Below are 14370 nucleotides of genomic sequence, written 5' to 3'. Positions count from 1 at the left end.
ACAGAGAGGATGCCCCTGTCCGGCCATCGGTTGCGCATCCGGTCCAGGAACCGCTGTCGATCCCGACACCCTCGCACAACTCTTCGAACGGCCCCGCCCGCGCCCTGCCCACCGACCGGCGAGCAACCCGGATCACGGCCCCCCCCGACCTCCATCGGCCTGCCCGGCGACTTCGCCCCTCGCTCTGAACCAAGGCCGGCGTGACCGACGAGCCGAAGGCCGACAGGGACCCGCTGCCGACTGCCGGGCAGTGACACTACGTGCAAGGAGGGTCGCCGCCACACGGCCATCGTCTGCACTCCCGCACCCGTAAGACGACTCGGGCACGGTGGACAGCCAATGCCTGTGACGGGATCAGTGCGGCGCGGGCCCGGCTGTGCATGAGGGGGCTGGTGTGGATCTGGGACGAACGGCGTGAACTCGGCAGACAGGCAGTGCTGTTGTCCCTGTGGTGTCGGCGAGGGACGGTCGGTGCGCTGTGCGGGGCTCGGGGCTCCGTGGGGGGATGGCATGACTGCGACCGTGTCAGCGAGCGTTGCGGGACGCGATCGCAGCGCGTCGCGCGTCCGTGGCCGCGACTCCGGAGGACAGCCCGCACTGGCCCGGGTACACCGCGAACCTGGCCGCCGCGCTTGCGGACTGGTGCACGAACCCCGTCGCACCCGCCGTCGCGCGACGGGAGCCGCCGGATTTGAAGGTCCTCGCCGAGGCGGTGGACCTGGCCCGGAACGCGGCGCGGAGGCCCGAGCAGGACGCCTATTCCCGGGCGGGTTTACTGACCCGCATCGCCAACGTCCTCGCGCTCGGCTTCCGGCGCCTCGACGACGGCGACGCACTGACCGAGGCACTCGGCTGCTACCGGGAGGCCGCGGCGTCTGCCGCATCGCCGGTGGAAAGCCGGGCGGAAGCGGCGGACCGCTGGGGTGGTCTGGCCGCCGCAGCCGGGCAGTTCGACGTGGCCGCCGAGGGGTACGCCGCCGCGGTCCGGCTGCTGCCCCGGCTCGCCGGGCGCCGCCTGGGCCGCGAGGACGCCCAGTACTGGCTCAGCCGGTTCGCCGGGGTCGCCGCCAACGCGGCCGCGTGTGCGCTGGCCGCCGGCGACGAGGTCAGCGCGGTGACCCTGCTCGAGTCCGGGCGCTGCGTACTCGCCGCCCAGGCACTCGACAGCCGCGGCGATCTTTCCGACCTGCACGAGCGGGCACCCGAGCTGGCCGAACGCTTCCGAACGCTCACCGCGGAGTTCGAAACCGACACCACGAGCGACCGCATTGCCCTCGCAGACGAGCTCGACGCGGTGATCGACCGGATCCGCTCGCTGCCCGGGATGCAGCGGTTCCTACGGACCCCGCTGCTCACCGACCTCACCGCGCAGGCGCACGAGGGCCCGATCGTGTACGTCAACGTCAGCCGGCACCGGTGTGACGCGCTGATCATCACGCCGGACGGGGTCCGGTCACACGCGCTGGACCGGCTGAGCGAAGAGGCCGTAAGTGACCGCGTACGCGCTCTGAACACCGCGTTCACGAAGGGGCGGCTGGCCGCCGAGCAGACGATCCATGACACGCTCGAGTGGCTGTGGGACACCGTCGCGAGCCCTGTGCTCGGCGAACTGGGGCTGACGGCGGAACCGGCTGCGGATGGCCCGTGGCCAAGGATCTGGTGGGCCCCGGTCGGATCGCTCAGCCTGCTGCCCCTGCAGGCGGCAGGCCACCACCGCGACGGCGGACCTGTGCTCCTCGACCGCGTCGTCTCCTCGACAACGCCGACGATCCGCGCTCTGGGCCACGCCCGCGCGGGCCGCCGCGACGACCGGAACGAACCGCGGCTGCTGGTGGTCGCCATGCCGCACACTCCGGACGCCCCGGACCTGCCTGGCGCACAGGCCGAAGCCGACCACCTGGCCGCTCTTGTACCCGGTGCCACGGTCCTGGTCGGCGCGGACGCGACTCGTGACGCCGTTCTCGACGCCTTGCCGGCCAGTAGTTGGGCACACTTCGCTTGCCACGGGTACAGCGACCCGGACAACCCTTCGGACAGCCAACTTGTGCTGCACGACCACGACCGCACGCCGTTTCGGGTGCTGGACCTTTCGCGGTTGCGCCTGCGGAACGCGGAGTTCGCGTTCCTGTCGGCCTGCGACACCGCCCGCACCACCGCGCGCCTGTCCGACGAGGCGATTCACCCGTTGGCGGCGTTTCAGATAGCCGGGTTCTCCCAGGTAGTCGGCACGCTCTGGCGCGTCGACGACGCCGTGGCACCAGCCTTCAGTCGGCAGATCTACGGCGAGTTGATCGCGGATCGATCCGGTGCGTTGTGCGCGTCTGTGGCGGTCCATCGCACGGTCAGGCAGCTCAGCAAGAAGTATCCGAACCTGCCGTCGGTGTGGGCCGCACACGTCCACGCGGGCGCCTGATCACGCACACTCCATCGTATCGGAGGTTGATCCGCAGCCGACCCGGCCCACTGCATCGGTAGCTGTCACCTGCATCCGCTCATGGCTCCCCCTTTGTCCGTGGACTCACTTCGATCTCGCGCCCGATGAGCCGCTCAAGGAGCTGAGTACCGCCGCCCCACGGGCCTTCGAGGTCCTGCTCGGCGCTGCAGCCGCCACATACGAGACCGGTGTTCTGCGCATGACGAAGTCCTACGCCAACGCCGAAGTCGAACTCGACCACTACCCGCCAGATCCACCGACGCGTACGCCGAGTACGCCGCAATCACGCGCCGCTTCACCACGCCCGACCCCCAGGTTGGTGGTGGTGGTCTGGTCGCGGCGGGAACCGTCGTTGCCGCACCCGCAAGTGGCGGTACGACACTTATTGCGACAGGGACATTGCTCGCCGGAACCGGGAGCACCGTCTCAGGAGTGGAGTCATCCTGATGAACACCGGGCAGCGTATGGCGGCGCTGGGAACAATTCTGATGGCAATTGGAGCGATCGTAGCGGTGATAAGCGGACCGCTGTGGCTTGCAGCTGTACTCGTCGCAGGCACGTGCTGTGGGATCGCAGGAGTAGCGGCCGGAGGACGCCGGTGACCACCTGCTCAGCGTCTGGACGCTGGCCGGGGAAGCCGGCCAGGCGGCTCCCGACCGTATGCACCGGCGCTGAACCGCTGCGGCCGGGACCCCTGACGAAGTCCTCGACGACGTGCGGGATTACGTCGCCGAACACCTCGGTGCCCCTGAGGGCGTGCTGATCGTGGACGACACGGGCTTCCTGAAGAAGGGGTCCGCTCGGCCGGGGTCCAACGGCCGTACTTCGGGACTGCGGGACGGACGGAGAGCGATGCCTTCATGAACGGCTCGCTGGGGAGAACACTCGGTGCCACTCCATCTGGATCCGCACTCGGTCACCGGCCGGGTAGCGCGCCCTGAAATCCGTCTCACAGGCCAGAGAGGAGGTAGCTGTGAATAGAGAAAGATCAAGCCTGCAACGCCGTGGGCACGGTGCGCTCGCCCTGGGTGCCTTCGGCGCGCTCATCGCAGGGCCGTTGCAGTACTTCGATTCCGGTAACAGGCGCGATGGCCGGGGTGATCGTGGGCTTCCTGTTTCCCGCCCTGCTGCGACGACGCGAAGAGCAACGGCCAACTACGCCACCACCTGCTCCGCCACCGCCGAGGCCGCCAGAACACGGATAGCCATCCGACCCGGATGAGGCCCCAGGAAGCAACCGGGGCCTCACCTGAATGTGAGGCGCCGTCATCTCGGCAAAGGACTGCGGGAGCTGCCGCACGCTCACCACCCCGCGCCGCCCGGTGAACCAGACCGCCTTCGTCGTACGAGCGACTGCCGGGGCGGGAGAAGCTGCCTCAGCGGGCTGCACGCCCAGTTTCGCCAACCGCTCCTGCCGCTCGGTCGACAGCTGCGCCCCTCATCGACCGCCGCCAGCTGCTTCGCGCGCTCCTTCACCGGCTCCACGTCCTTGCCCAGCCCGCCCTTGCGGCGGAGGAGGGAGATTTCTGTGGACGCAAAGACGAACATTGCGGGGGCCTTCCTTCTGGTGACAGGAGTAGGCCTGATCTGTGCCCGTACCTTGTTCTCCAGGCGAGTCCGGGATCAACGAGGCCCCTTCGGAAGGGCCAACTCCGGCCATCCAAGGTATGCCTGCGGAGGGTGTGGGGTGGGCGGCGGCCGAAACCACCGCGAGACGGTCAGGCGTCAGGGTCGACTTCGGGGTGCGTGAACCGCACGGGCTTGCCCAGCGACCGGGCGTAGGCGATTTCGGCTCGGGTGCTGTCTCCGATGTAGTCGCCGACTACGAGCACCTCATCAGCGAGACGGATCTTCGCTCGGTGCAGTCCGTCGAGTCGAACCTTCAGCGCCTTGGCCTCGACAGGATCAGACCCGAGTTCGTGCGGCGATTTCATGTCACAGCCCGGTTTGACGACAATCTTGCCGGCCTTGGTCTCCCACAGATCGGCCTCGGTCATCTCGGTCATGAAGCGGGTGGAGCCGCAGATCACGACGATACTCGGGAGGCTCAACAGCTTCTTCGCGTTGGCGAGCTTCTCCTCGGGGGTGAGAAGTTGCGGGTATGACACTGGTTCCTCCTGGTGGTGTGGTCCAAGGGGTGCCTGCGGAGACGAGAACGAGGGCGTCCAAGATCGTTTTGTGACGAACGACGTGGACACCCTCGCGACGGCACTCTATGCGGCGACCGACGACATGGGAGTATCCCGAGCCGGCGCGGGGGCGCCCGCCGGTCGGCAATGAGCGATGCCGAACTGGTCACCCTCGCCACGATGCAGGCCGTACTCGTTGGTGGTCCGCCTTTCCTGGTACTCGGATGCATATGGTGGTTCTCAGTGGTGTGCGGTGGTGTCGTGCCGGTCTTGAGGTCCGCTGGAGAGCGATGAGTCGGGTCGCTGCTCCCGCTCGGCGGGACGTCACGCTAATCGCACCTCTTTTGCAGGTCAGGGTGGTGTGGCGTGGTGTTCGTGATGGATATCGCGATCGTTCGAGCCGGGCAGATGTCCCGCTACTACCTGTGCCAGGTCCTCGTCGGCGACGGCCGCTGCCCGGCCCCTTGTGAGCGTGTGGTGACCTTCAAGATCGAGGCGATCAATGCCTCGTGTTCGCCCTCGCGTTGTTCCTCGCCTGGGCGGTGTATCGGCGTACTGACAGCATCGAGTCCGCCGTCGTGACGGGTGCCGCGACGGCGGCCTGCTCCTCGTTCTGTTCAGTCCGATCGAGACCGGCACCAAGCCCTCAGAGACGAACCCGCAGCGCCCTCGATTTCGGTGCCGGCCGCCGTGGTTGGCGGGTGACTGACGCTGCTTGGAGGCGGGCGGGTGGCCGGCAACCCGAAGTAGGTGCGTAAGGATTCGAAATTGCTGCCATGGAGCGGGGGTTGGGGGTCGAACACCGGTATGTCTCCCGTGCCTGCTCGTCGTCCGCGGCTACCGCCGCCGGAACATCGACCGTCGGCGTCCCGGGGGGCCTGGCTCCAGGTCGACAGAGACCTTCTTGCCTCCCGCTCCGAGGCCTGCTTGTCGCCCCAGGCTGTGGTGAGGAAGTCGACGGGCGCGGCGTCGAGGCGGGCGTCTTGTGGGACTCCGGCCGACCTCGCCGGCGCTGGCCACTGCCCACTCGCGGGCTTCCGCGTTCGTCGGGTTCAGCGCTTGGGTCCCGTGAGCGCGGCAGCGTACTGGGTCGTCGCGCTCGGTTCCGCCGTCGTCCGGGCCCACCAACGCGCGGCCGGTCCGGGAAAGGGCCCCGGACCGGTGAAGTGCTCGGCCTTCCCTCTCGTAGCGCGCCGGCAGATGCCGAGGCCGGTCGGCCGCCCCGGACGGTGCCCTGAGCGCTCCTGGCGTTTCCCGTGGCGGCCGGGGGTTGTCGTTCAGGCGGGTTTGTAGGCGACGTACCCCCACTGCTGGGTGTCCGTGCCGGGGCCGGACTTGTCGGGGTGCCAGCGGTTGATCGGGCCGAGTCCGGGGTCGGGGATCGTCAGGCCGTCGGCCATGGCGAGCATGGTCTCGGCGCTGCTGGCCACGTAAGGCAGGGTGCCGGAATCGCCGTACGACCGGGTCATCGCGTCGACTTCCGGCGAGGAGAGCGTCGTGCACATCACCAGGGCGCTGCCCGGGGCGAGGCGGGACATGTAGTCCTGTACCAGGGCGATGGCTTCGACGGGGTCGGTGACGTGCCCGATCACCGACATCAGCATCAGCACGACGGGCTGGTCCAGATCGAGGGTGCGGGCGGCCTCGGTGATCACGGTGCCGGGATCGTTGAGGTCGGAGTCGATGTAGTCGGTGTCCCCCTCCGGGGTGCTGGTGAGCAGCGCGCGGGCGTGCGCGAGGACGATGGGGTCGTGGTCGACATAGACGATCCGGGCATCCGGGGCGGCGCGCTGCGCCACTTCGTGGGTGTTGTCGGCGGTGGGCAGGCCGGTGCCGATGTCGAGGAATTGCCGGTAGCCCTCCTCGGCGGCGAGGTGCCGCACGGTGCGCCCGAGAAAGGTCCGGGTGGAGAGGGCGAGGTCGACCACCGCGGGGAACTCGCGTTTCATCTGCTCGCCGAGTTCCCGGTCGGCCGGGAAGTTGTCCTTACCCCCAAGCAAATAGTTCCAGAATCGAGCCGAACGCGCCGTTTGTGGTTGGAGGTCGACGTCCAGGTTGTGCGGGTTCGGCGGTCGGTCGGTCATCAGCACGGAGCCTTTCTCAGAACGGTGTCGGCAAGGGCGTGGTAGGGGGTGGCGCGAGGGTCGCCGTCTCGTCCATCGCCCCGAGGTAGGTGTGTACGACGTCGAAATCCTCGGTGATGGGGGACACCCCGGGATGCAGGTTCGGGGCGATCAGCCGGTCCTCCAGCAGCGGATGGGAGTAGCGCAGGATTGATACCGGCCCGGACAGCAGCAGCGGGTGACCTCCGACGGCTGTGGGAATCACCTGGACGGTGATTCCGCTGCCGCGGTGGCGGGTGTAGTGGTCGAGGAAATTCATCTGCTCGGTCATGGCCGAAGGCCCGCCGACGGGCCGCTGGAGGACTACGTCCTCGATCAGGGCCCACAGCCGCACCGGCCGCACCGGACGCCGCAGGGTGTGTTCCTGACGTTCGCGCAGGAGCTGCAGCAGCCGGTCGACCTCCTCACCGGTCGCCCGGGGGTAACGCAGCCGCAGGAGGGCGCGGGCATATCCCGGGGTCTGGAGCAGCTCCGGGACGACACCGGGGGAGTAGACGCGGATCAGGTCCGCTGCCGATTCCAGGTCGATCACCCCGGCCAGGTACTCGGGCAGGACATCACGCCACGGGTGCCACCAGCCTGGCTCCTTCGCCTCCTCCAGCGCCCGGAGCACTGCCTCGGCCTCCTCATTGGGGGCGCCGTAGAGGTGCAGCAGTTCGCTGACGATTTTGGGGTTTGGCCCGGTATGCGCCCGCTCCAGGCGGCTAACCGTGGCTCTGTGCACCCCGAGGGAGTCTGCAGCGGCCTCGAGGGTGACGCCGGCGGCTTCGCGGCGGGCTCGAAGATCCGCTCCCAGCAGGCGCAGGGCCGCGGTGGGGCCGGATCGGGGCCGTGACACAGACTCTGGGACCTCGCCTTCGGAACAGGGCTTGGCCCTTCATCACCATGCCCTGTTCCACATGATGGCGCACACTGTGCGATTGCACGGTGTGGGTGGCGAGTTGATGGCGGATGAGGCCGAAAGGTGGCACCGGGGGCTGACGCCTTGGCTGGTTCGGGAGTGCGCGTCGGGGCTCCTGCGGGAGGCGATCCCCCGTCGGCAGATCGCCGACGCGATGCCCGCCCTCGTGGCCGAGTACGAAGAGACGCATGGTCACCCGCCGGGGGAGCGGGCCGCCTACGCGCTGGACTGCCAGGCCGCCGCCCGGTCCGCAGTGGAGGCCTCGGCGGGTGTGGGCACGATCTGCTCCTTCGCGACCGAGGTGGTGCTGTCCCTCGCCGGGACGTGGACCACCCCGAGGCGGGCCGCGGTGTACGCCGACATCGTCCTCACCGCCCCGGAGGACGGGATACCGCTGCTGTTCATCGAGGCCGACAACCGCCACGAGACTCCGCAGAAGATCGCCGCCAAGTTCCACGGCTACCAGCGGTTCTTCCGGCGCACGGTCAAGGACACCGACGGGGCTCCGGGCTGGCCGCCGAGCGCCTGCAACGGCTCTTCCGCTGCGGGGCCCAAGCTTCACACGAGGAGCTTCCCTTATTCGCGAACAGCTCATCGGGGGCCGGTGAGACGGTGAGCGTCCTGCTGGGCGTGGGTCTCCTTCCAGCGGCGTGCCGCCGTTCGGCCGGCGTGCTGGCCGAACCAGACGCATCCGGCGCCGACGACCAGCGCGAGCAGCCCGATGAGGATGTCTCCGAAGGATGATCTGGAGCCGTTCTGGCTCACGTAGTTCAGGAATGCGCCCAGGCCGCGGTCCCGGAGGAGGTCGGAGTCGGCCTTGACACTGTCCGAACGGGACGAGGAATCACCGCCGATTAGGCCGTAGACCAGTAGCAGAGCTGCAGTCGCCAGGGCTGGGCGAGTCGGTGGCAGCCAGGTCGATGGCGTACGCAGCCGCGGCCGAAAAGCGCCGCCGAGCCGCAGGGCGCAGGGAACTACCCGATACAGGGCCGAAGCGCTGAAGATGCAGGCCAGCCAGGACAGGATCTGTGCGGCGTCGAACTCGTAACTGGTGAACCACCAGCTGAGCCAGATTGCCACGATCAAAAACAGGGCCCACAGGGCCCCGAGTGCGAACGCGCGCAGTACGGCCAGGGCACGGATGGCCGCACTCAGCCGGGCTGTCTCGGCAGCCTGCCACTCCGTCTCGCGCTGCCGCTCGCCTTCCTCGTCTTCGGCGCGCCGAAGACGCCGTTGCTCCAGCTCCAGTTGCACCCTGCGCTGCCGCTCGCCTTCCTCCTCTGCGGCGAGCCGAAGACGCTCCCGCCGCTGCCTTTCCTCTGTTTGCCGCCGCTGTTCCGCCGCCCGTTCCTGCCGGAGCCGCTGCTCGCGCTCCCTGGCAGTAGTGAGCGCCTCCTGTCGGGCTTGGGCGGACCACTCGGCCTCGGCCAGCCGGCCGAGTACGGTATCCCGACCCCCCGCGGCCTGGAGCAGATGGTCGTACCACGCACTGCTCGGATCCGGCGGTTGTGCTTCGGCCGGCAGCCGGGGCCGGATCTCCGCCAGGTGGCCCGGCGGCAGACGGGCGGCCAGCAGCGCCCCCGGCCCGACGTCCGCAGCCCAGTCCCGCACCTCGGGCGGCCACAACGTCGAATCGGCGTCCCGCCACTTCTTCAGGGCTTTGTGCCACGACCGCCGCACGCCCCGCAGTCGATCGAGCGTGGGGAACTCGGCCAGAGTGTCGAGCAGCCGTCCGTGCGGCCTGGCCAGTTCCTCGAGTAGTTCGGCATCGCGCCTGCCACCGCCGACGTAGCGGCGCAGGCAGATTTGGGCCAACGAGCCGTAGGTGATCGGGCGACCGCGGTAGACGACCGGGCCGTCTGGGTCGAGCCAGTGCAGCAGGCGCAGCAGCTTGTGGTCGTGTGAGAGGCGTGGGTCGGTCAGGTAGGTGTCGATGAGGACGATCCGACCCTCGACGTCGTCGGTCCGGTGGTCGTTGAACTGCCGTAGCCAGGAACGCAGTTCGGCCCAGCTCTCCGAGGGGTACGACTCGGTGCCCATGCGCCGGAAGAACCGGTCGGCGGCGATTGCCCAGTGCTTGCGGATGGTCGCGGCCAAGTCCTTCTTGGTGACGTGCTCGGCGCCGGCGAAGACGAGGGCACGGGACACGAAGGCGTGGGCGAGCGAGGGCCGGGGCGGGGGCGTGACCGGTGCGGCCGACGGTGGCGGGGCGTCTGCGGCATGCGTCGCGGACGGTGCTGGCACGGGTTGCAGGTGTGCCGGACCGTCGACCGCGCCGAGCCGCCGCCACCACGCCGCCGGATGGGGGACACCCGGCCCCCAGCGGGGCCGGTCCGGGTCCGCTTCCAACGCGGTCAGCGGCAGCACGGTGACGGTCGAGGCCCCCTCGGCGAGCGCATGCTCGACGACCATGCCCAGAAGCCTTTCGTCGGCGACGACAGGGCCGCCGGACATCCCTGACCAGGGCGACTCCCCTGATCGGGCCGACGCCGACTGCGGACCCAGCGTTGCCGGTTCGAGGGAGACCACCATGCTCAACAGACCACGGGAGAGCTTGGACAGGGGTGCGATCACGCCGACCGCGTGGACGCTGTCCCGAGCCGGCCGCGGCTCGGAGGTCTCAGCGAACCCCGGGTAGCCGAACGCGTGGCAGCGTTCGATCACCACGGGTGTCTGGCTGTCCCTCACCGCCCGTCCGAGGGCTAGCGGCGGATAGCCGTCGCCTGGAAGGTCGTCGACCTGCAGTAGCGCGAAGTCCGGGGCGGGGCCTTCGGGCGAACCCACGAACTCGGCGTCGACCTGGGCCGGGTAGGACCGCTTATGGGTGTCGCGGATCGTGACGCCCACCGCGTCGAAGATGACATGCGCGGCGGTGAGCACGGTCTTGCCGGCAACCACGCAGCCGGATCCGTAACGGAAGCCGACCGGACCGAGGTCGGCGATCACCTCGACCAAACGCTCCGACCATGGGACACCGGTCAATGCGTCAGTCCTTCAACTCACTGCCGCCGCGAGCGACTTTGACGGGTCGGCCCTGCGCGTCCACCGGGCTCCCGAAGGTGACCGTCACCCGCTGCTCGTTGCCATGCCCGCGAGTTCCACCACCCCCGACCTCGACGAACGGCACCTTGAACCCCGCCTTGCCGTCCACGGACCGCGACGCGGTCACTGTCAGCTCGACCGTCATGGATTCGATGGGGAGTTGCACCGCCGACTCCGCACCTGCCTCTCGTGCCGCGAGCAACTCGTCGCGCAAGATACCGATCGCCTCCGCAAGACCGAAGCCTGCCACAACTCGCTCTTCGTTCACCTGTTTCATCCTCCCCTCCGGACATTGTCCGCCGGGAAATCCCTTTGCCGTGGCGTTTCCGTCAGATCTCTCGCGGTCTCTTGCGCGCGGGCGCAGTACGGCGGCGTCGGCGCCGGTGTGGTGGCGGATGCTCAGGCCGGTGGTCAACGGGGAATCTCCTCGACGACTTCGCCATGCGTCAGCTCTCCGCAGCCCAGGCCGACGACCTCCACGAGCTGGTCAGTGAGCGGCAGGGACGGTCCCTGATCATCACCAGCAGCCGGCACCCAGCGACTGGTATCCCCTCTTTCCCAACCCAGTCGTCGCCGAGCCACTCCTCGACCGGCTCATCAGTACCAGCCACCAGGTCATCATGAACGGCCCCAGCTACCGCCCCAACAAGCGCCCCAAGAGCCCCACGACAAGAACGGCAGGCCGCCTTCCAAGTAGGAAAACCGGTGGACGCCGTCGGGATACTGCCGTCGTTCCTGTCGCGGCCCTTGTTCTGGTTCCCGTCGTCTTCGGCCTTCTGGCTGGGACGGGGCTGGGGATTTCCGACGACATCGGCAGGTCGATCGAGGATGTCGCACCGACCGCGGCACTGCTGTTCTTCGCGATCACGTTCTTCGGCGTCATGATCGATGTGGGGCTTTTCGACCCGCTCATCCGTGGTCTGCTGCGCGTGGTCCGGCAGGACCCGGTGAAGATCGTCGTCGGCACGGCGCTGCTCTCCGCGATCGTGTCGCTGGACGGTGACGGCTCGACCACGTTCATCATCGTCACGTCGGCGTTCCTGCCCATCTACCTGCGCCTGGGGATGAGCCCGGTCGTTCTGACCTGCGTGACAGCCACTACCAACGGAGCGCTGAACACGGTTCCCTGGGGCGGTTCCACCGCCCGTGCCGCGGCCGCGCCGAAGGTGTCGCCCATCGACATCTTCGTCCCGATGATCCCCGCCGTCGCGGCCGGCCTGAGTGCCTGTTTCTGAGCCGTTCATGACATTTCGAGTCTCTGGGTTTCAGTGTTTGCCCAGCTCAGAATTCGAACGGAAGGGTGTGCGTGGAGATCGGCTGGTCGGCCGCTGCCGGGTCGGCTTCGCCCGCAGATTGGGCGACGTAGTCGGGGCAGCGCGGATCTCGCGGACGTCCGCTCCGCCACCCAACACATCGACCGCCTCAAGGAGAGCACCTGATGCCGGTATCCGCCGCGACCGCCGACAAGCTACGCGAGGCCATGACCCGACTGCTGGCCGGAGAACCCCGGCACAGCGACGGCGCGTTGACGAAGGAGAACCTGGCCCGAGAGACCCGGGTCAGCCACGCCACCGTCCACCGAGCCCAGGACATCCTGAAGGAATGGGACATCCAGGTTGCTCACCCCGTCCTGCGCACCCCCGGAGAGGTCCGCCGCGATGAGACGATCGCCGAGCTCAAGGCCAAGCTCCGCATAGCCAACAAAAGGGCCGGCGAGCTCCAGGCCAAACTCGACGCCCTCGCTACGGTCGCCGCGAACCTCTACCGCGAAACCATCGAGCTGAAGAAGAAGGCAGCGAACAAGCCCCAGCAGAACCGGCTTGGCCTCCTGCAAGGCGGCCACACTTCGACGAGCGGGCTGACTCACCAGCACGACACCGACATCTTCCGGCCTCGGGGAACATCCGTATAGCCATTGGTGCTGATATTGATCTTGGTCGATTGGGTAGTGATCGGGTACCCCTGGCGCGTCAGAGAGTGCCGCGGGGGGTATCACCCAGTCCAGCAAATCCCGGCGACGGTGCGGGCGGCGTCGGCGGCAAGGGGACCCGCCCGGTCCGCCGGTACATCCTGACCGCTCGGTCCATCTGAGTGCATATCGCGCGCGGGTAGATCCGCAGCCCGCTTCGCGTACCTGACGCGCTTTACGAAGCAGAGCGATTGCGCCGGAGACAAAGTAGCCTGATTACGCGAGGTCGCCAGCGTTCCGACCCCCGATTACCCGCTGAAGGTTTGCGACAGCCGGCCTGGAGCTTGATCCGTCTCAGATGACGGCCACACCAAGTTGACGCCGCAGTCTCGGAAGTTCCGAGATTTCCTCCTGAAGCTGTTCAAGTTGCTCAGGATAACTGCCGCCAGCAGCGACATAGGAATCTATCAGCTCACGTAGGCGTTGCTCATGGGCATCGAGACACCTGCGAATCGCCTCAAGAGGATCCATTTCATACCCGCGCCACTTTAGGAGCCGCGGAGTATCTGAGGGCAATTGCCTGCTGCTGAGAATCTGCAACTCATGCGGCGTCCACTCTTCATGGCATTGAGCCAATAGGCTCTCAAGTGTAGATAGCAGATGGCTAAAGGTTGCTCTAAGCGGGTGATTCAATACAGGAGATTCAAGCGTCTTATTAAACTTGGCCACCTGTGTAGCGTTATAGGTGACACTCACGCGCGCCTTGAATGCCTGGACGCGCGGCCAGTTCTCAGCATTGACTGTAGGTGGCGACCAGTCTAGACATACCCTGTCTACACTGCCAGATTTAAGCTCCTGGGACAGCGGGATCGCAACCTTACCCTTTCTGGGTAATCCTTGCAGGACTAGCTCAGCATGCGAATAGACTCCATATCTTGCTGACCATTCTTGGAGGTTCATCCGATTGAGGACATCCTCCTCCGGGTCCCAGATTCTAGGCATCTCGGTGCCCGCATTGTAGATTATTTCTGAGAGTTCCAGACTAAGTGCGTGGACATATGCAGTCTGTCCGCCACTATTCAGTAGCTTGACATCAATGACTAATTCTGGGGTCGGCCCGCTCAGGCTGGCTCGCTCGGCCGGCTGAAGCATCTCCGGCAGGATCAAGGAGGCATCAACGAGGTCGACATGCGCCTTGGTCGGCGTTCGAGCCTTGGATACCGCCCACGCTCCGATCAGCGCACCAACGATGGTCCCCAGTCCTCCGATCACAGCTTCCTGCATAGCAGGATTATACGAGTCGTGACCACGCCAAGGCCGTAGTTTCCCGAATCATCCTTGAACCGGAGTTGACGTTGACCAGCCAAACCTATCTGGCTGCTCCCCGTGACTGGAGCTGGTGCCCGTCCGGCATGGCCGGACGCCTGCTCTTGGCCTCAGCCGCCTCGCACGCTCGGGTAGGGAGATCCGCTACAGGGAGGGGCTGTTGATGGCGGACGGGCTGACGTGGGCGTTGGAGCGGCGGGTGAAGTTGGCTGCCGGGTCGGCCGCGAACTCGCCGTGAACAACAACGGCTTCGCTGACCTGATCCCGGGTTTGGTGCTGGTGAGCTCGCCATTCAACTGCCGCGAGTCGCCCTAGCCACTGTGCCAACTAGCTACAGAGAGTAAGACTTGTCCTTGTACACCGGGAGCAGGGGCGACAGTTGAATACGCGAGCTCACCAGTACCGAGGCCGTGAGAGCACCCAGGCGGTGCTGATCCGACCCGGTCCACGGATCACGAGGTCACAGCAAGGCAAAATTTGTCGCTCAGCGTGAGACACCCCCGGTT

General features: G+C 67.3%; 10 protein-coding genes and 1 pseudogene. 5 read left to right on the top strand and 6 right to left on the bottom strand.

The window, feature by feature from the left end; all coding sequences use genetic code 11:
* Positions 1-568 precede the first annotated feature (568 nt).
* Both GXP76_RS35790 and GXP76_RS01550 read left to right on the top strand, forming a co-directional pair.
* Entirely contained in the window at positions 569-2413 is a 1845-nt protein-coding gene (locus tag GXP76_RS35790) for a CHAT domain-containing protein (protein ID WP_242569549.1), read from the top strand.
* A 639-nt stretch (positions 2414-3052) separates the two neighbouring features.
* Positions 3053-3285, top strand: a pseudogene (locus GXP76_RS01550) (transposase); the annotation flags it as partial.
* Positions 3286-4152: 867 nt separating this feature from the next.
* Here GXP76_RS01550 and GXP76_RS01545 read toward each other — a convergent pair.
* From GXP76_RS01545 to GXP76_RS01535, 3 genes are all read right to left on the bottom strand, one after another.
* Entirely contained in the window at positions 4153-4542 is a 390-nt protein-coding gene (locus tag GXP76_RS01545) for a DUF4406 domain-containing protein (RefSeq protein WP_242569548.1), read from the bottom strand.
* A 1298-nt stretch (positions 4543-5840) separates the two neighbouring features.
* Positions 5841-6647 (bottom strand): SAM-dependent methyltransferase, encoded by an 807-nt coding sequence (locus GXP76_RS01540; protein ID WP_242569547.1) that lies wholly within the window; start codon positions 6645-6647, stop codon positions 5841-5843.
* A 16-nt stretch (positions 6648-6663) separates the two neighbouring features.
* Positions 6664-7524, bottom strand: a complete 861-nt coding sequence (locus GXP76_RS01535; protein ID WP_242569546.1) for a helix-turn-helix transcriptional regulator — start codon at positions 7522-7524, stop codon at positions 6664-6666.
* Between the two features lie 106 nt (positions 7525-7630).
* On the opposite strand from GXP76_RS01535, the gene GXP76_RS01530 reads away from it, so the two are divergent.
* A complete protein-coding gene (locus GXP76_RS01530) occupies positions 7631-8203 on the top strand; it encodes a hypothetical protein (protein ID WP_242569591.1) in 573 nt (190 codons plus the stop codon).
* Here the strand turns inward: GXP76_RS01530 and GXP76_RS01525 are convergent.
* A complete protein-coding gene (locus tag GXP76_RS01525) occupies positions 8179-10533 on the bottom strand; it encodes a trypsin-like peptidase domain-containing protein (protein WP_242569584.1) in 2355 nt (784 codons plus the stop codon). The two genes, GXP76_RS01530 and GXP76_RS01525, sit on opposite strands and share 25 nt — an antisense overlap.
* A gap of 40 nt (positions 10534-10573) precedes the next feature.
* On the bottom strand, positions 10574-11044 hold the full coding sequence (locus GXP76_RS01520) for a trypco2 family protein (protein ID WP_242569545.1): 471 nt from the start codon (positions 11042-11044) through the stop codon (positions 10574-10576).
* A gap of 205 nt (positions 11045-11249) precedes the next feature.
* Here GXP76_RS01520 and GXP76_RS01510 point away from each other — a divergent pair, with 205 nt between their 5' ends.
* Together GXP76_RS01510 and GXP76_RS01505 are read left to right on the top strand one after the other, a co-directional pair.
* The gene (locus tag GXP76_RS01510; RefSeq protein WP_308354080.1) at positions 11250-11864 is read left to right on the top strand and encodes an SLC13 family permease; all 615 of its coding nucleotides are present in this window, start codon (positions 11250-11252) and stop codon (positions 11862-11864) included.
* A 203-nt stretch (positions 11865-12067) separates the two neighbouring features.
* Entirely contained in the window at positions 12068-12541 is a 474-nt protein-coding gene (locus tag GXP76_RS01505; RefSeq protein WP_242569544.1) for a hypothetical protein, read from the top strand.
* Positions 12542-12892: 351 nt separating this feature from the next.
* On the opposite strand, the gene GXP76_RS01500 is transcribed toward GXP76_RS01505, so the two are convergent.
* Positions 12893-13822: a hypothetical protein gene (locus GXP76_RS01500; protein WP_242569543.1), complete on the bottom strand. Its 930-nt coding sequence runs from the start codon at positions 13820-13822 to the stop codon at positions 12893-12895.
* Positions 13823-14370: the final 548 nt, after the last annotated feature.

Source organism: Streptomyces sp. NP-1717 (assembly GCF_022695985.1).
GTDB lineage: Bacteria > Actinomycetota > Actinomycetes > Streptomycetales > Streptomycetaceae > Streptomyces.
Note: the sequence above shows the minus strand (reverse complement) of the source record. Positions and strands in the feature narration are given on the sequence as shown.